Annotated in this window: 14 protein-coding genes and 1 riboswitch; of the genes, 5 read left to right on the forward strand and 9 right to left on the reverse strand. The window is 44.9% G+C overall.

Annotated elements, in window-relative coordinates; all coding sequences use genetic code 11:
• Positions 1-575: 575 nt before the first annotated feature.
• A complete protein-coding gene (locus ABUE20_RS10240) occupies positions 576-1046 on the forward strand; it encodes an RNA recognition motif domain-containing protein (RefSeq protein WP_408619821.1) in 471 nt (156 codons plus the stop codon).
• Here ABUE20_RS10240 and murI read toward each other — a convergent pair.
• The 3 genes from murI to ABUE20_RS10255 form a co-directional block, all read right to left on the reverse strand.
• A complete protein-coding gene (gene murI, locus ABUE20_RS10245) occupies positions 967-1827 on the reverse strand; it encodes a glutamate racemase (protein WP_408619822.1) in 861 nt (286 codons plus the stop codon). The genes ABUE20_RS10240 and murI overlap by 80 nt on opposite strands.
• A gap of 364 nt (positions 1828-2191) precedes the next feature.
• Complete coding sequence (gene brnQ, locus ABUE20_RS10250) at positions 2192-3526, reverse strand: branched-chain amino acid transport system II carrier protein (RefSeq protein WP_408619823.1); 1335 nt, start codon at positions 3524-3526, stop codon at positions 2192-2194.
• A gap of 166 nt (positions 3527-3692) precedes the next feature.
• Entirely contained in the window at positions 3693-5495 is a 1803-nt protein-coding gene (locus tag ABUE20_RS10255; protein WP_408619824.1) for a TonB-dependent receptor domain-containing protein, read from the reverse strand.
• 25 nt (positions 5496-5520) lie between these two features.
• Positions 5521-5713: riboswitch (cobalamin riboswitch) on the reverse strand.
• A gap of 105 nt (positions 5714-5818) precedes the next feature.
• Here ABUE20_RS10255 and trmA point away from each other — a divergent pair.
• Positions 5819-6925, forward strand: coding sequence for a tRNA (uridine(54)-C5)-methyltransferase TrmA (gene trmA / locus ABUE20_RS10260; RefSeq protein WP_408619825.1), 1107 nt, complete (start codon positions 5819-5821; stop codon positions 6923-6925).
• 109 nt (positions 6926-7034) lie between these two features.
• Entirely contained in the window at positions 7035-7457 is a 423-nt protein-coding gene (locus tag ABUE20_RS10265) for a nucleotide triphosphate diphosphatase NUDT15 (RefSeq protein WP_408619826.1), read from the forward strand.
• Positions 7458-7525: 68 nt separating this feature from the next.
• Here the strand turns inward: ABUE20_RS10265 and metL are convergent, their stop codons facing one another.
• Complete coding sequence (metL, locus tag ABUE20_RS10270) at positions 7526-9937, reverse strand: bifunctional aspartate kinase/homoserine dehydrogenase II (protein ID WP_408619827.1); 2412 nt, start codon at positions 9935-9937, stop codon at positions 7526-7528.
• A gap of 1 nt (position 9938) precedes the next feature.
• A complete protein-coding gene (metB, locus tag ABUE20_RS10275) occupies positions 9939-11096 on the reverse strand; it encodes a cystathionine gamma-synthase (protein ID WP_408619828.1) in 1158 nt (385 codons plus the stop codon).
• A gap of 155 nt (positions 11097-11251) precedes the next feature.
• Here metB and metJ point away from each other — a divergent pair, with 155 nt between their 5' ends.
• Both metJ and ABUE20_RS10285 read left to right on the forward strand, forming a co-directional pair.
• Positions 11252-11575 carry a met regulon transcriptional regulator MetJ gene (metJ, locus tag ABUE20_RS10280; RefSeq protein WP_408619829.1) on the forward strand — a complete coding sequence of 108 codons (324 nt, stop codon included), beginning with the start codon at positions 11252-11254 and terminating at the stop codon, positions 11573-11575.
• Between the two features lie 333 nt (positions 11576-11908).
• Entirely contained in the window at positions 11909-14230 is a 2322-nt protein-coding gene (locus ABUE20_RS10285) for a Tex family protein (protein ID WP_408619830.1), read from the forward strand.
• Positions 14231-14284: 54 nt separating this feature from the next.
• On the opposite strand, the gene ABUE20_RS10290 is transcribed toward ABUE20_RS10285, so the two are convergent.
• The 4 genes from ABUE20_RS10290 to ABUE20_RS10305 form a co-directional block, all read right to left on the reverse strand.
• Complete coding sequence (locus tag ABUE20_RS10290) at positions 14285-15550, reverse strand: MFS transporter (protein ID WP_408619831.1); 1266 nt, start codon at positions 15548-15550, stop codon at positions 14285-14287.
• 848 nt (positions 15551-16398) lie between these two features.
• Positions 16399-16842, reverse strand: a complete 444-nt coding sequence (locus ABUE20_RS10295) for a DUF411 domain-containing protein (protein ID WP_408619832.1) — start codon at positions 16840-16842, stop codon at positions 16399-16401.
• A gap of 45 nt (positions 16843-16887) precedes the next feature.
• Positions 16888-17214 (reverse strand): hypothetical protein, encoded by a 327-nt coding sequence (locus ABUE20_RS10300; protein WP_408619833.1) that lies wholly within the window; start codon positions 17212-17214, stop codon positions 16888-16890.
• A gap of 84 nt (positions 17215-17298) precedes the next feature.
• On the reverse strand, positions 17299-17829 hold the full coding sequence (locus ABUE20_RS10305; protein ID WP_408619834.1) for a hypothetical protein: 531 nt from the start codon (positions 17827-17829) through the stop codon (positions 17299-17301).
• Positions 17830-17831 lie beyond the last annotated feature (2 nt).

The raw sequence follows: 17831 nt of genomic DNA on the forward strand, positions 1-17831 counted from the left end.
CTTCAATTCAAATCATGCTCATCGAATTCTGTTATTGACAGTGTTAGTCACTGCAGAATTGATGATTTAAAATTTTTGCAAATCATCTCTGCGAGTGCCCACACAGATTGCTTGATATCTTGTTAAAGAACGTTGCTTCTTTCGAAGCGAGGCGCGCATTATAGCGAACCTTTATTTGAAGTCAACCTTTTATTAAGGAGGACTTCACAATAAGTAAATTCAAATGAATTGTTAACTTATTGTTTTAACTGACCTTTACAGCAGCGTTTGGCTGGTGTGCCGTGTCAGTGGTGGTGCATTATAGGGATTTGCCGGACAAGCGCAAGAACTTTTTTGAAGAAAATCACATATTTTTATTATCCACACCTCCACAGCAGGTTATACACAGATATACCCACATATTTATGCTAAAGCGTTGGCTCTGAGACAAAACAATCATCAAATCTGTGCTACATTTCAACTATTAGCTAGCATTTATGAAACAATTGGAATATTAGCGAATTGCTGGTTAAGATATTTTCTGTGGAATAACACATTAATATGAAATGGACTCTTCTATTATTTAACGGTTGATTATGAAAACACCTTTATCTTTATCTATTATTGTCACAATTGCATGCGCAATTGTTTTAGCAATTATTACGGCTGCACTCAAAACTAATTTATCCGCACCATTAGCAATTAGTATTGGTAGTGTTATTACTGGTTTTGTAGTTGCTTTTACTAAAACATCTCTTCCTCACCCCAATCAATCTACTTCCACGGTCGTAGAAAATGGACCGACTCAAACCTTATATGTAGGGAATCTTCCTTATCGTGCTAATGAAACAGCCGTTCGGGAATTATTCGGTCAATATGGCCATGTGGTCTCCGTACGTTTATTAAAAGATAAACATACGGGTAAACGTCGCGGCTTTGGATTTGTTGAAATGAGCGAAAAAGGCGCTCAAGCAGCACAAGATGCTCTTAATGAGTTTGAGTTCCAGCAACGGACACTAAAGGTTCGTCCTGCGAATGATCGAAAAGAACTTCAGGATATGGATTAAACTGAGTAAAGTTTAGCTTTATGAAAAATGCCTGCAGTGATTCACTGTGGGCATTTTTTTTCGTATAGAATGCTATTCGCGATGCAGCTATTGAATTAGATTGATAATGTCGATGTAGCGACTTCAATAAAAACTGTATTCGCCGAGCTACCGCTTCGCCTGAATCAATTAAAACCGCCGATCCTAGCACCTGGGATAACGGCTCCCGAATCAGTGGAAAATGAGTGCATCCTAAAACAATCACATCCGGAGCAATACTCCGTTCAAGCCAAGGCTGCAATATGGTTTCTATATCAGCTAAGTTGATACTTTCCCCCGTGAGTGACTGTTCGGCCATGCGTACCAATTGGCTTGAACCTAATTTTAATACCTGCACATGTGCCGCAAATTTTTGGATCAAAGCATCCGTATAAGTTCGATGAATCGTTGCCGGCGTCGCTAATAATCCGATAGTTCCTATTTTAGTCAACTGCGCGGCCGGTTTTATCGCAGGAACAACCCCAACAACGGGGATCGTTAACTGAGAGCGCAGACTATCCAATACCGCTGTTGATGCGGTATTACATGCAATCACTAATAAATCAGGATTTAATCGCTGGCATAAGGGGATCAATAAATGGGTTACCCTCAAAATAAGTTGCTCCCGGGATAATTCACCATAAGGGAAAAACTCATTGTCAAATAGATAAGTTAGTTGATAAGGCCCGAGACTTTGATCCAATGATTGCACAATAGATAAGCCTCCCACCCCAGAATCAAAAACAACAATATGCGGAAACATGAACGCTTTTAATCAATAGAAAATCAGATGCATTGAAGTTTACGCCTATCGGTTTATTCAGGCCAAGTAAAAAGCCATTCACTCAGACATGAGCTCAAGACAGTGATAGATGAAGTAGAAAGGCCATGAAATGGATTAATCGGCCCCATTTATTTTAAATACAACCTCGTCGGATCCATATTCCGATTAAAAATAATAAAGCTCTACAGCGTTTAACGGCTCATTCAAAAATTTAGCCTTAAACCTATTTATCTCTGTTGATTGAAATTTACTCGAAGCACTCTATTTTAACGTGATATTGCCGCCTAATCAGTTAAATAAACAGAGTGCAATAACATTCAACCAAGGAAAAGGTCAACACGCCTTAATGTTCCACGGAAGTGGTTTGCATACGACGACGATACCGCTGCAACTTTCCCATCAGAAGACATACAATCAGCATTACAAAAGAGGGCCAAAGCCAGCTCATTCCAAGCGAGAAACCAGGTAAAAAATCAAGCCAATGTATATCAATATTTAAGGAATTAAGGGTATCAATGAGTGCAAAAACAAATGTGGTCGTCAGAATATATCGGTAATCTCGTTTTGGATCAGCCAATTTAGAGCGAATAAAAACCAGAGCAACTAACACAATCGCAACCGGATATAGCATATATAACACCGGTTTTGACAATTCGATTAATTTCGATAAACCAATGTTCGTCACTAAAGCGCAAAGGCATCCTAAACAAATAATCCAGTACCGGTAACCCCCTCCGATCAATCGAGCAAAATATTCAGAACAGGCTGAAATTAAGCCGATAGCCGTAGTCAAACATGCCAGTAATACAATGCCAGATAACACCAATTGTCCATAATGCCCAAATAGTTGCTGAGTATACAGGCTCAGAATGGTGCCTCCATTATCAACATGTAAAGCAACCGAAGCACTGGTCGCACCTAAATAAAAAAGGGATACATAGACAAATGCCAATCCCACTGCTGCAATACCAGCCGCCCATACTAAATATTTTGCACAACTTCTAAGCTCATCAATGCCTTTGCTGCGCAATGTATCGATCAGCAACATTCCAAAAATCAACGAACCGAAAGTATCCATCGTATTGTAACCATCTAAAAACCCGGCCGATAATGGGTGATGTTGGTATCCACCTGATGCAACCCGAGGTATCCCTAAGGGGTGTAAGAATACGGTCACAGCTAAAATAATTAATCCGATAAATAACGCCGGCGTTAGCACTTTACCGATAAGATCGATCAATTTCCCCTGAGACCAAGCAAAGAAAACGGCAACCGCAAAAAATATGATGGAAAAAACAGCAAGTGGCAGCGTTCCATTCTGATACGTTTGACCCAGCAATGGTTTCACAGCCATTTCAAATGCCACCAGCCCGGTGCGGGGCACGGCAAAGGCGGGACCGATGATGATATACATAAGAACAGCAAATAAGGTTGCAATGTGTATGGGCAGATCTCGACTCAACTTTTCCCAGGAACCGCCCGCCACGGCAATCGCGAGAATACCCGCTAATGGCAACCCTACGGCAGTCACCAGAAAACCACTCATAGCCCAAACATAATGTGAACCGGCAAGTTGTCCCGCCAAAGGTGGGAAAATAATATTGCCAGCTCCTAGGAAAAATGCGAAAAGCATAAAACCGAGTGCAATAATGTCTGATATCCTCAAAATACTTCTCACAATTCACCCTCATTTACTTTAAAAATTATTTATTTTGTGCATAAAAATGACAAAAAATAATTATTCAGACTAAATTCGGGCGCAATAATGACGAAACAGCAAGAGAGAATCAACCCCTGGATCAAGCAAGGATCCAGGGATGAAGAGTGGCAATCAGTTCAATTCTTTAAAAATCGTAGGTTGCATTGAGTCGAGTATCGATCCCCGGAGCCCGATAAGTAGACTGTGAATCATAATGACGATCCAATACGTTATGAGCACTGGCATTAACTTTAAAGCGCGAAGTAATTTGGTACCCCACAGCCAAATTCAATGTCATATAACTCGGCATCTGCACACTATTGCTAACGTCAGCATACTGTTTTGCGATCCATTTGAGTCCCGAATGCAGATGCCAATGGGCAAGATCCCAGTCCATCTGCCATTTCACGCTATGCTGAGGTACATAACGTAATTGCCGATGGGTATTTTCATCTTCGCCGTATTGATACACATAGCTGAGCTTTTGCTGGATCGGCCCCGTATTTCCACTCAAAATGAATTCACTACCCGATATTCGAGCTTTGGAGACATTGCTTGGAATATAAGTCGGTGCCGGTGAACTCACCAAATCACGATACCAACTTTGATAAAGATTCACTTCATAATTAAACCAAGCGTTATTTCCGATAAACCCTAACTCCAACGTATTGGAGTGCTCAGGATCTAACTTTGGATTCGAAAAACCCGGATAATACAGATCATTAAAGTTAGGGGCTTTAAATGCCGTCGCATAACTCAGTTTAACTTGTTGATGAGGGAGATAATTCCAGCCCGCGGCAGCTCCGAAAGTCGTATCATTCCCATAGCGCTGATTATGATCCTGACGGACACTGACATTAGCCAGATAATCGCCATTATCAAAGCCCAGCTGGCTAAATACCGCAACATTATAACGGCGAGTTTCATCATAACTCTGACTTGAACGTCCCACATCATCGTTACGTCCATCAATTCCACCACTGAGCTGCCAGTGTGGCCTGAACTGCCAGCGGTTAATCCAGTTCAAAGCATATCTCTGCGTCACATAACGAGTGTGATACGCATGATCGCGACTATCATCAATCCCATAACTGACATTTAAATCGCTATGATACGTGTCATTTTGGTAATCGCCGCCCAACACATAGAACTGTTGAAACAAATCCGTTTTAGCGACTGAATCGGGTGACCCTAAAAATCCGGCAATATTATATTCAGAGTGCCCTCGGTTCAGAATCGCTTTCCCATGCAATTGTAGCTTCGGATTAATCTGATAAGATCCGCCCACCAATGCTTGCTGAGTGTCATATCCATAATCGTGATCTAAGGTACTGGTCGGTTTAAAGTTATAGCCATCTGAACGCTCTTCGTTCACGCTGGCTTGCAGTTGCATCGCCTGATTGATTTGATGGACATAACGAACACTGCCCTGTCCATATCCTCGGTTCCCCATTCCCGCTTTCAGCCGCAGTTGCTCTTCCCCCGGCTCAGGTTTAGTGATGATATTGATCACGCCAGCCATTGCATCTGCACCATACTGCACAGCTCTCGGCCCACGAATAATTTCAATCCGCTCCACCATACTGACCGGTAAAAAGCTAATCGAGGAACCACCTGCGGTAGCACTCATCGCCCGAACGCCATCGACCAATACCAACGTATGACTGCTACTATCCCCCCGAATGGAAGTATAGGAAGTTGTGCCCCGCCCACCACTGGTTCGAATATTGACACCCGGTTGCATCGAAAGCACATCTAAAATACTGGAAGCCTGCATCCGTTCAATATCTTCCGATGTTACGACGGTATAAGCAGAAAGGACTTTTTCGGTTGATTCAGCCATACGACTGGCTGTCACTAACATTGTCGGAGTAGACTTACTCCCTTCTTGAGCATAACTATTTAGTACAACCAGACTAAACAGCACACAGCTCCATTGCTTTTTCATAATAGATCCCACTAAATAACGCGTTAGCTGTTGTTGTCTCCGGGCAGGTCTTCGGACTTCGAGATAGCCTTTCGGCCTCAAGAGCACCTTCCCACATCTCACCAGATGCAGTGGTTTGCCACTCCTGATTCATCGTTACCGCTGCGCGACAGCTCTGGATTTACACCAGATTCCCTTTTCAATGGCCTCGGCCATCACCACGGAGGCGCGATTATACGCAGTTTATTAAATAACTTTCAAATGCATCTTATAATTACTCCTTGTATTAAAATCAGGCTTACCTAAAATGACGCGCCAGAAGCGCATCAACCAAAAGAACGATCATGGCCGAAATAGCATACTCTCCAGAACAGTATCAGTCCCTTCTGAGTACGAAGGTTGAACGGATCCGTCAGCAATTTGCAGATTTAACCCCCCAACCACCAGAAGTCTTTGCATCGCAATCCGAACATTATCGAATGCGAGCGGAGTTCCGGGTCTGGCATGAGGGGGAGGATCTCTATCACATTATGTTTGATCCACAAACCAAGCATAAAATCCGTGTGGATCAGTTTCCACCGGCAAGCCTGTTGATCAACACCTTGATGCCATTACTACTGGAACAACTGCGACACAACCCAGTCTTACGTCATAAGCTATTTCAAATCGACTACCTCTCCACCCAAAGTGGCCAAGCAATTATCAGCCTGCTTTATCATAAACACCTTGATGAAGCTTGGTTACAACAAGCGACTCAGCTTCGCAACCAACTCCGTGAAAACTTCGATATTCATCTAATCGGACGCGCTCGCAAGCAAAAAATTCTACTTGATCAGGATTTTGTCGTCGAACATCTCCACGTCGATAACCAAACACTGCAATATAAACAGGTGGAAAACAGCTTCACGCAGCCTAATGCCGGTATCAATGAAAAAATGCTGGCTTGGGCACTTCAGGTCACCGCCGCACAACACGGTGATCTACTCGAACTTTATTGCGGGAATGGCAATTTTTCACTGGCCTTAGCGCGTAACTTCCGTAAAGTTCTAGCTACCGAAATCGCCAAACCGTCGGTCGATTCAGCCCAATATAATATCGCCGTCAACCAGATCGAAAATGTGAAAATTTTGCGAATGTCAGCGGAAGAATTCACCGAAGCGATGCATGGCCGCCCTTTTCAACGTCTGAGCAATGCTCAGGTCAACCTCAGTGATTACCAATGTGATACGATTTTTGTCGATCCGCCCCGATCGGGATTAGATCAGGACACCTTAAATATGGTTCAGGACTATACCCATATTCTGTATATTTCCTGTAACCCTCAGACACTACATGCCAATTTGCAGCAGCTCAGTCAAACGCATCAAATAACACGCTGGGCCATCTTTGATCAATTTCCTTATACTGATCACGCTGAAGTTGGGGTCTGGCTCACGCCACACAAGTCATAATCACAAAGGTGGGGGCGTTTTCATACAGGCACCGCCACTTCGCAACCCACCCGAATGAGGCTCAAAGGGATATGCTAAAGGCGGTGATTTATAACAGGATAAAAACAACATGCCAACACCACAAGTAGGCGTCGGAGTCATTATTCTCAATCAGGAAGGGAAATTACTCCTCGGTAAACGCTGCAATACCCATGCGCCTTTTTGGGCGCTTCCGGGAGGGAAGGTCGAACTCGGCGAGAGCTTTGAACAAACAGCAATGCGGGAAGTACAGGAAGAAACAGGTTTAACCATAGAACATGTGCAGGTCATCGGACTAACCAATAACCTGCAGACCTATCAGCACGAAGGGATCCATTTTGTCTCTGCGATTTTAACCTGCGATCCAGTTGCTCAGACGCCCTGTTTACGCGAACCCCACCGCTGTGAACAGTGGCGCTGGTTTGAAATCAATCAACTCCCAAAGCCACTGTTTGAAGCTTCCGAGCACGCTATCAGCAACTGGCAAGCCGGACAATTTTATACCCGTAGCTGATACGCTTTTGGGGTGATGCGTGTCGACGTTGGCAATAGTCTCAGTGATCGGGTATTAGGAACACTCATTTAGACCAGACGCTGACACAATTGTACCAAATCGCTTTGAATAGCACCGGCTGTCACTTCTCGACCCGCTCCCGGCCCCTGAATCACTAACGGATTACTCTGATACCAATCCGAAGTAATCGCGAACACATTATCACAGGGGCGTAAATGGACAAAAGGATGTTCTGCATCCAGTGCAATCAACCCAATCTGGGCCTGTCCCTGTTCATTAAAACGCGCTAAATAACGAATAAATTGATGGCTATGAGATGCCTGCTCCAGTTGCTGCAGCATCGGGGCATCTAGCTCCGAGCTTCGTTGCCAAAACTCATCCAGCGGTAATTCAGCCAGCGACTCCGGAATCAGTGATTGCAGCTCGATCTGCTGCTGTTCCAGGGCAAATCCAGCTTCACGCGCCAGAATCAATAACTTACGCTGTACATCCTGTCCGGACAGATCTTCTCGCGGATCCGGTTCGGTTAACCCTTGTTGCCAGGCTTCATGCAGCAACTGCGAAAATGGTTTTCGTCCATCGTACTGCTGAAACAACCAGCTTAACGTTCCTGAGAAAATCCCACTGATTTCGCGAATTTTATCTCCGGAATCGCGGAGCATCTGGATACTGGACTGAACCGGTAACCCCGCCCCAACGGTAGCGTTATAGAGCCAGTGCCCACCATATTCATGAAAGAGCTGACAGGTCTGCTGATAAAAAGACAACTCAGCGGAACCAGCATATTTATTGGCAGTAATCACATGGATCCCATGTCGAGCCAACTGCGGATAGTAACGGCTGACAGTTTCACTGGCTGTCATATCCACTACCACTAACTCATCAAAAGGATGATGCCGTAATTGATCCAATAACTCCTGCCAAATCAAAGGATGCGGTGTAAAATGATCCAAAATACTGACCGGATCAAGCCCTTGCATATTGAGCATGCCGCCGGTTCGGCCAAAGAGTCCCGCTAAAATCAACCGCTGATGAAACCGTTGCTCCAGTTCAGAGCGTTCCCGCGCAAACAGCGATAACCATAACGATCCAATATTACCTTTGCCAAAAACCACCACCCCAATCTGCCGAGGAGCATCAAACAGAGCCTGATGTAACTCCTTAACCAATGGATCTAGAGTGATCTGGGGCAATACGGCAATCAGGCTTAAATGAGCCGGCCCGTGTTGAATAAAACTGATAGGTTGGCGAGCTAATAATCGGTAAAACTGACTACTATGTTCCGCATGTTCACTCACCCCACGTCCGACCAGCGCCAGCAAACAAAATCCACCCTGTCCCTGAACCGGGCATTGCCGTGGCGCAGCCCATTGTTCAATCGACTGTAGAGCCTGCGGATAAAGCTCGGCGGTATAAGCCAGACGAATTGTGTCGCAATCACGGCGTTGCTGCCAGGTCAGCGGTTTTAACTGCTGCTCATCGAGATAACATAACAGCTGATTCAGAACCGTTTCTTGGCCATCAAAATCAATGTCAATGAGGTACACATTATCTAAAGCAGAAACAATACGGGCACCGGGACCCTCACAACGCTGACGGACAATCTGAGTCATCCCATCATCAGGGGTATAACTACATCGCAACATGAGCCGCTGTTTCGAACGAGACAACGGTTCAAGAGAGCGAGCATGTAACACCGAGGCGCCGATTCGGGAGAGTTCACTCGCCTCTGCATGGGACAACTTGGTTAATAATTTAGCGCTACGCACTTTTCGCGGATCCGCACTGTAGATCCCCGCCACATCACTCCAGATCGTCGTGGCCGCCGCATCCGACAACGCTGCGAGCTCTGTCGCTGAGTAATCACTGCCATTGCGCCCTAATGTAATCGTATGCCCACCGGGCTCCCGGGCAATAAAACCGGTGATGACTAACCGGGCATCGGCCGGATACGCTGCCAATAACTGCTGCAAAAGCGGCTGACTACAGGCAAAATCGACTTGGGGCTGAGCCCCATCTGGGGCTCGTAAAAAATCACGAGAATCAATCCAATCCGCCAACAGGTGTTGCTGTTGGAGCAATGCACTTAAGAGTCGAGCGGACCAGCGTTCCCCAAAAGAGAGGATCTCATTACATGTCCAGCGATCTAACTGCTGTTCTAGGTAATGCGTGATTTGAATTTGGTCCTGTTGCAACGCCGCCGTTAACTTAGCTGCGAGTTCTTCATTTAATAACTGAGAAACCAACTCCAACTGGTAGCTTAGCAGCGATTCTAAAACATCGACCGCGGCCGGATCGGCATTGCTCGCTAAATCTAACAACTCGAGCAACCGATTCGTGGTTTTCCCTGCCGCCGAAACCACTATCAGATCACCAGCCACCGAATAGCGCTCAATAATCTGAGTGACACGCCGGAAACAACTGGCATCCGCCAAACTGCTGCCCCCAAATTTATGAACGTGACGAGCCTGCTCGCTCATATTATTTCCCTACCGAGGCTAAAGCCTGCTCAAGATCTGCAATTAAATCTCTGGCATCTTCCAGCCCCACCGATACGCGTAACAACTGAGGGGTAATGCCAGCTTCTAACTGATCGGCCTCCGACATCCCGGCATGAGTCATCTTGGCCGGATGAGCAATTAAACTTTCGACCCCACCCAGCGATTCAGCCAGACAAAATAACTGCAATTGGTCTAAAAAGGCAGCCATACCCTGCTCATCCAAATCGATCTCAAAACTAAACATAGCTCCGAATCCACGTTGTTGCCGTTTCGCAAGTTGATGTTGGGGATGAGATTCTAACCCCGGATAATAGACCTGTTTAATCAAGGGATGCTGATCTAAAAATGCGACAATTTGCTGGGCATTTTCCTGATGTGTTCGCATTCTGGGACCCAAAGTTCGAAGCCCGCGAAGCACCAAATAACTATCAAATGCCGAACCTGTTTGTCCCTGACAGTTCGCCCACCAAGTCAAATGCTCATACAAGACTTGAGTCTTGGCTACCACCGCTCCAGCCACAACATCAGAATGACCATTAATATATTTAGTCGTAGAATGCACAACGATGTCAGCCCCCAGCGCCAACGGCTGCTGTAGTGCGGGAGATAAAAATGTATTATCAACGGCCACCAAGGCTCCATTGGAATGTGATTTCTGGCACACGGCTTCGATATCAACCAATCGCAATAACGGATTACTCGGTGTTTCAATCCAGACCAATTTAGGTGAACGAGCTAGCGCCTGCTCTAAAGCCTGCCCATCATTTTGATCCAGGAAAATCACCTCAAACAACCCACGAGCTGCCAATGATTTAAATAACCGATAACTCCCACCATAACAATCATGAGGGGCAACCAGAATATCTCCTGGATTTAATAAGGAGCAAACCAAATGCACGGCGGACATCCCGGTATTCGTAATCACCGCACCGACTCCATCTTCCAGTTCAGCCATAGCCTGCGCCAATACACTACGGGTCGGGTTATTACTACGACTATAATCAAAAGGCCCTTTCTGATTAAATGTAGGAAAACTGTAGTTGGTCGACAAATAAATAGGGGGGACCACAGAACCATATGCGGTGTCGGTTTCGATACCGTTACGCACGGCAATGGTGTTGATCTGACGTTTGCTCATGAATACTCTCGCTGACTCTAGTATGCTCGTGGTAGCTTACTATTTAGCAATAAAGACGTCAACACTTCTAGACGTCTAAAGCTCCTGCCGTACAGATTGTCATCTATAGTAAGACTGGGTACAATGTCCTCAAGATTAGTCACATTATTTAGCTTATGGCAACTGAATGGAATGGCGAGTGGATCAGCCCTTACGCTGAACACGGCAAAAAAAACGAACAGGTTAAGAAAATTACTGTTTCGATCCCTTTGAAAGTATTAAAAATATTAACTGATGAACGGACTCGACGTCAGGTGAATAATTTGCGCCATGCAACCAATAGCGAATTGCTATGCGAAGCTTTTTTGCATGCCTATACCGGTCAGCCATTACCGACGGATGACGATTTAAGCAAAGATAAAAATCAACCGATCCCTGACAGCGCTTTGGAACTCATGCGTCTGCTAGGTGTTGAGCCCCCTTCGGATAGCGATGAATAATTTTTTAACGCTCATCCCAACGTTTTTCCCATCGCGCCTTAGCACCACAGCGTTAAGGCGCGTTCAGTAGATCTCAAATATCAGATCCAGCCCGGAGCATCTGCTTTGCTCCTGTGCCCAAAGCCCGCTACAATCCTCCAACAAGTGACTCTATACCGGTTTAATAGTGCATTAAGCAGTGATGAGCGCGTCTGGCCGTGGCTTCATGTATGAAACAAACCAGACACGCACATACCATAGATGTTTACTGATCTCTTCTAACCGGAGTTTAACCTAACCCAAATCAATGCAAGCCCAGAGGCTTTCATAACAATTACATCAGAGATACGTTCAATGAGCTTAACGATCGACCAACAAATAGCGTCTGAACTAGGTGTCGCTTCGCCACAGGTTCAGGCAGCCATCGGATTACTGGATGAAGGTGCCACCGTTCCCTTTATCGCCCGTTATCGAAAAGAAGTTACCGGTGGGCTGGATGATACCCAACTGCGAACGCTCGATAGCCGGCTGAGCTATTTGCGAGAACTTCACCAGCGCCGTGACACGATTTTGCATAGCATTGAAGAACAGGGCAAACTCAATGAGTCCCTACGTCAACAAATTATGTCCGCCGACAGTAAAACTGCTCTGGAAGATTTATATCTGCCCTATCGTCCCAAACGTCGAACCAAGGGCCAAATTGCCAGAGAAGCAGGTATTGAACCTTTAGCCCAGCAATTACTTGAAAATCCACAACTGGATCCGGAACAATGCGCGCAAGATTATCTCAATCCAGATGCCGGATTCGCCGATACCAAAACAGTTCTGGACGGTGCCCGGGCGATTTTAATGGAACAATTTGCTGAAAATGCCCAGTTACTCGCCGATCTACGAAGCCAACTCCAGGAACAAGCCCTGTTAACCTCAAAAGTTATTGATGGTCAGCAGCAAGCCGGACAAAAATTCCGGGATTATTTTGATTATCAGGAACCCTTACGAGAGGTTCCGTCACATCGGGCACTGGCGATGCTTCGTGGCCGTAATGACGGCATCCTTCAATTGGCCTTGCAATGGGGTGAACCCGATGCAATCCTTCATCCAGCCCAAGTGGTCATTGCCCAACATCAACAAATCCAAAATCTAAATCGTCCAGCCGATCCATGGCTGCAATCGGTCGTGCAATGGACCTGGCGGGTCAAATTGAGCCTTTCTCTAGAGAATGAGCTTCTCAACCAATTGCGGGAACATGCTGAATCGGAGGCAATTCATGTCTTTGCCGACAATTTAAAAGATCTACTCATGGCCGCACCAGCCGGACACCGGATCACACTGGCGCTGGATCCGGGGATCCGCACCGGAGTCAAAGTGGCGGTGATTGACGGCACCGGCAAACTGTTAGCCACGGATACGGTTTATCCTCATCCTCCCAGGAATCAATGGGATCAATCGATTGCAACCCTAGCCCGCCATTGCAAAACTCATCAGGTATCGTTGGTGAGTATCGGAAATGGCACCGCCTCACGGGAAACCGACCGGCTGGTCGCTGATTTGGAAAAACAGCATCCAGAACTCACCCTACAGCGAGTCGTGGTCAGTGAAGCCGGAGCGTCGGTCTATTCCGCATCGGAATTAGCCGCCCATGAATTTCCAGATCTGGACGTTTCGCTACGGGGAGCCGTATCCATTGGCCGGAGACTACAAGATCCATTGGCAGAGTTGGTGAAAATTGATCCCAAATCGATTGGTGTGGGTCAATATCAGCACGACGTCAATCAGGCGGAACTCTCCAAAGAATTAGCCAATGTCGTCGAGGACTGTGTGAATGCCGTAGGCGTCGATGTGAATACGGCATCTCCGGCGCTCTTGGAGCATGTCTCCGGACTCTCTAAAACACTCGCACAAAATATCGTGCTGTATCGCAATGAAAACGGACCGTTCCCGGATCGTAAAACCTTAACCAAAGTTCCGCGTCTTGGAGCCAAAGCCTTCGAACAATCCGCTGGATTTTTGCGGATCCGGGGGGGGAACAATCCTCTGGATGCCAGTGCCGTGCATCCGGAATCCTATCCATTGGTTCAAAAAATTCTAAAAAATACCTCATATTCCATTGAGCAGGTGATGAGCAACGCGACGCTTCTACACCAGTTCAATGCTGCTGATTATGTCGATTCTCAATATGGATTACCCACCATTTCCGATGTTTTAAAAGAACTGGAAAAACCGGGACGAGATCCTCGCCCTGAATTCAAAACCGCTCAATTCAAAGAAGGGGTTGAAACGCTTACCGATCTCAAAGTCGATATGCGTTTGGAAGGCACCGTCACAAATGTGACCCACTTCGGTGCTTTTGTGGATATCGGCGTGCATCAGGACGGTTTAGTGCATATCTCATCGTTGGCTGATCGTTTTGTCAAAGATCCCCGAGAAGTTGTTAAAACCGGTGATGTCGTCACCGTGAAAGTCCTCGAAATCGATTTAGAGCGAAAACGAATTGCACTAACTATGCGAATGGATGAATCTGCGCAGCAAACCGCCAAACAACCCCAAACAGCCACAGGAAACTCTCGTTCATCATCTACAGTGAAACCGAAAGCCTCTCGAAGCGCCCAAACGGCCGCTCCAAATAACGCTTTTGCCGAAGCCTTCGCTAAAGCTGAATTCAAGAAATCCAGATAGTCATTCACTGACTCAAAGGGGAGCGATCCGCTCCCCTACGCTTAAATGCATAAATTAGGACACGCTAGCGGTGTTTTCAGTCAATGGTTTAGCAGGCTGAACTTCTTCTGATACCAACGGTTCCTCCGAAAGCTGGATCGGACGCCGTTTCTGATGGATCATTCCCATAATATAAAAAGCTAACATCAGCACCATCAACCAACCAGATAGTGAATATAATGCGGCATAGCCCGTTTTCACCGCAATCATTCCAAATAAAATTGCACCGCAGCCATTACCAATATCTAGCATATTATAAAATGTCGCACTTGCGGCACTACTTTTATCCATAGACACTCGGGTCAGGATCTGAGTCTGTAATCCCGGGAATAAGGTTCCAAGACCAAAGCCGTACAAAATCGAACAAACGATAAACCAGATTTCACTGGTAATATGCGCCAATAAAAAGAAGGATACTAAGAATAAAAGGATCCCGGGAATAATAATACTAGAGGGACCATTTCGATCATAAATGCGGCCAGAAAAAACTCGAGCAATACACACACATACAGTTGATATCAAAAAGAAATATCCTGGATGCTGAATATGATTTATATTTGCAAAAATAGAAATGAAATTCAGAACACTGCCATACCCAATCCCGAATAGTAGTGTCAACAAAGCGGGTAACCGAGCGCCTTTCACTGCAAATTGATCAAAGATGGATATATGTGATTTTCTACGTGATACATTTAAATTTTTAGTCCGTTCGAAATGACAAAAATAAGTCCAGACTAACGCGATTACCTGACAAGCCACCGCAACCCAAAAAACGTAAGAATAGCTATAATCCAGTGCCAGCCATAACCCTAGTGCAGGAGCAACCGCCATGGCGACAGTTGTTCCTAAACCAAAAAATCCCATACCTTCGCCTTTTTTGGAATTAGGAATAATGACCGCTGCTAACGTCGCATAAAAAGTTGTGGCAATACCAAAACCAACACCATGTACAACCCTAATCATTAATAATCCATTGACACTACCAAATATCATATAACTGAATGCACACAAGAAAGAAATAATAATCCCTAGGAATAAGCACTTCGTCGTCCCTAGATATTTTTTACCGATATCCGTACACAATCGAATAATAATTGCTGAAAAAACAAAGATCCCCGCAACGAGACCCACTTGTGTTGGCGTCCCTCCCATTTTCGAAACATACAATGGAAGAACCGGTAGCAATAAATGAAATCCAGAAAAAAATATCCCATTGGTTACAATGAGTGAAATAAAATTCATATTCCACAAATTATCTCCATTAGAATTTCGACTCGACATAATGCCATACTCCTTTATTATAAATCTGACTATCTCCCTGAATAATTAAATCAGTTAGTGATGACCAGAATGATCAAACGTCATTGAAATAAAATTAATGAATATGAAGTAACACTGACATCGCATGTAGCTTGAACAAGCCATATATTCCAGCAGGAAACTGGATATAATAAATAGCCAAAACGGCATTTCCACACATAGGTACAACAACAAATGGAGATTACATCAGCATTTCGACTTTAGAGCGACGATCCAATATAACATCAAGACATCTTAAATAAATTCATCGCATTGATGATTTATAAAACCTCCTAAAAAATAATTCCTTAAACTATAAATGAGTATCTAGCTACATTCATTTTTTGTCAATAGAGAAAAAAGCTATCGTTATTTTCTTACATCTTATAAAATTCAAATATAGATTACATTTTTAGTTATATTTTATTTAGCATGGACAACTAATTTTATACATCTAAAATCCTCACCGAGCAGATCTTTATTTTATCGTCTACTGAATAGATTCATTGAATATATTAAAAAAACAATTTAATTTAATAATGACTTCATTTAAAAACTAATTCGATTAGATTGATAATATTAATAAGATTTTTTTATATTCATATTAAATAATTTCTATGTAAAAAAATCACATATAATAAATACATTCCTTCATATCAAAATTTAATTCCGATGATATGGACAAATTTGCTTTTAAATAAGTCTACATCAAATCAATGATTATCTAACGGCCCCTGTCGTACCCCTCCATTGACCGAAACGTCCCAAGGGAACTCATTAGAACACAAAGCTCCAGACACAACGCCTGGAGCTTTTATCACTAAGATCAGCTAATCCGAGTAATGGTGATATAACGATAGGGATCCATCTTGATGGATTGCCATTACATCAATATTTTCGGCTGGCTTCGCCGGATCCCCCATCCCTGGGGCCTGTTTCGGCATACCGGCCACAGCTAATCCAATCACATCTTTCGGGGCCGCTTTAAGCAGCGACCGCATATCCATCACCGGAACATGGCCCTCAAACACATACCCCTTCAGTTGGGCAGTATGACAGGAACGAACTTGTTGCGGTATTTTCGCCTGCTCTTTAATGCTTCGCATATCAGTTTCAACATGATCGACGACGCTATAGCCTTGTTTTTGCATCATTGCCGACCAACGTAAGCAACAGCCGCAGTTTTCAGAACGATGTAATTCGATCGTTTCAGCGGCCAAAACTTGCCCGGATAATCCCAATGCGAGTAGTGCTAAAGCGAATTTTTTCATCATTAATCCTCTTATCCTAAATTGTAAGTTCAAACAATATTCGCAATATCAATAGGTTGTAGCAGCGACAAGGATCGGGATCGGTTCAAGCGGACCGACGGTCCGAGAAAGGTAAACTTTGGCAGATATCGGCTGTTGCAGCATTTGACCATACACGGCGGGATTTTGAATATGGATGGGAGCGATAAACGTGAAACAAAGCGCACAGTGATTTGATTCGGAATCCACACTCTCAGGACTATGGTCCACCGGAGTGACAATCGCACACCCGGCATCAATTGATGAAGAAACCAGATGCATAGGAACGCTGGCATGAGCCCATCCAAAGAAGAGACTCAGCAGACATAGGATTATCAGTACCCGTTTGTGATGCATCCAGTTCCATACAAAATAGTTTGACTGAGCATGATGCTAAACGTTACAGCTACAGGAAAGTCAATGCTTAAGATACAATTCCGATTAAATAGTAACCGAGAGTCCTGGCTGAGCCGGCAACTGATAGGAAGACTGGTAGCGATGGGCAATCACCTGATTACGAAAGCGCATGGCTTTAACTTCTTCGGGGGAACTGGGCGCTCCCGGTGGAGCTCGATGATAATAATCGCGATCGCGCAGCTGGCTGGATTTAGCGCGGGCTAAAAGCGCATCTAAACTCACATTACTCAATGGCAATCGACGATTGTCGTTCGGATCCCCTTGCTGTTCCTGCTGTTCTTTTCCTGAAAATGAATGCTCTTCCTGCTGCTGAGTTTTTTCTTCAATACGAGGATGTTGTTTCTGCGTTGAATGTGAAGCGGTAGGAGTAGCCAGCTTATGGGAAGCGGTGCGAGCCTGATCGCCATGTCCCCCAACCTGAGCGCCACTGGGATTAGCAGCCATTTCTTTCGGGGGAATAATCTGCGGACGTTGAATATTATCACGACGAGCGTCTTCCGTCGGCGGATTCACCGCCAACGGGACAATATTGGGAAGTGTTACATTGATATTCATAA

It is taken from the genome of Celerinatantimonas marina, assembly GCF_046054165.1.
In the GTDB taxonomy this organism is placed as follows: Bacteria; Pseudomonadota; Gammaproteobacteria; order Enterobacterales; family Celerinatantimonadaceae; genus Celerinatantimonas.

What these genes read in the sequence shown, in the direction of transcription:
- ABUE20_RS10240 (WP_408619821.1), top strand. Translation starts at nt 576, where the DNA reads ATGAAAACACCTTTATCTTTATCTATTATTGTCACAATTGCATGCGCA.
- murI (WP_408619822.1), bottom strand. Translation starts at nt 1,827, where the DNA reads ATGTTTCCGCATATTGTTGTTTTTGATTCTGGGGTGGGAGGCTTATCT.
- ABUE20_RS10255 (WP_408619824.1), bottom strand. Translation starts at nt 5,495, where the DNA reads ATGAAAAAGCAATGGAGCTGTGTGCTGTTTAGTCTGGTTGTACTAAAT.
- trmA (WP_408619825.1), top strand. Translation starts at nt 5,819, where the DNA reads ATGGCCGAAATAGCATACTCTCCAGAACAGTATCAGTCCCTTCTGAGT.
- ABUE20_RS10265 (WP_408619826.1), top strand. Translation starts at nt 7,035, where the DNA reads ATGCCAACACCACAAGTAGGCGTCGGAGTCATTATTCTCAATCAGGAA.
- metL (WP_408619827.1), bottom strand. Translation starts at nt 9,937, where the DNA reads ATGAGCGAGCAGGCTCGTCACGTTCATAAATTTGGGGGCAGCAGTTTG.
- metB (WP_408619828.1), bottom strand. Translation starts at nt 11,096, where the DNA reads ATGAGCAAACGTCAGATCAACACCATTGCCGTGCGTAACGGTATCGAA.
- metJ (WP_408619829.1), top strand. Translation starts at nt 11,252, where the DNA reads ATGGCAACTGAATGGAATGGCGAGTGGATCAGCCCTTACGCTGAACAC.
- ABUE20_RS10285 (WP_408619830.1), top strand. Translation starts at nt 11,909, where the DNA reads ATGAGCTTAACGATCGACCAACAAATAGCGTCTGAACTAGGTGTCGCT.
- ABUE20_RS10290 (WP_408619831.1), bottom strand. Translation starts at nt 15,550, where the DNA reads ATGTCGAGTCGAAATTCTAATGGAGATAATTTGTGGAATATGAATTTT.
- ABUE20_RS10295 (WP_408619832.1), bottom strand. Translation starts at nt 16,842, where the DNA reads ATGATGAAAAAATTCGCTTTAGCACTACTCGCATTGGGATTATCCGGG.
- ABUE20_RS10300 (WP_408619833.1), bottom strand. Translation starts at nt 17,214, where the DNA reads ATGCATCACAAACGGGTACTGATAATCCTATGTCTGCTGAGTCTCTTC.
- ABUE20_RS10305 (WP_408619834.1), bottom strand. Translation starts at nt 17,829, where the DNA reads ATGAATATCAATGTAACACTTCCCAATATTGTCCCGTTGGCGGTGAAT.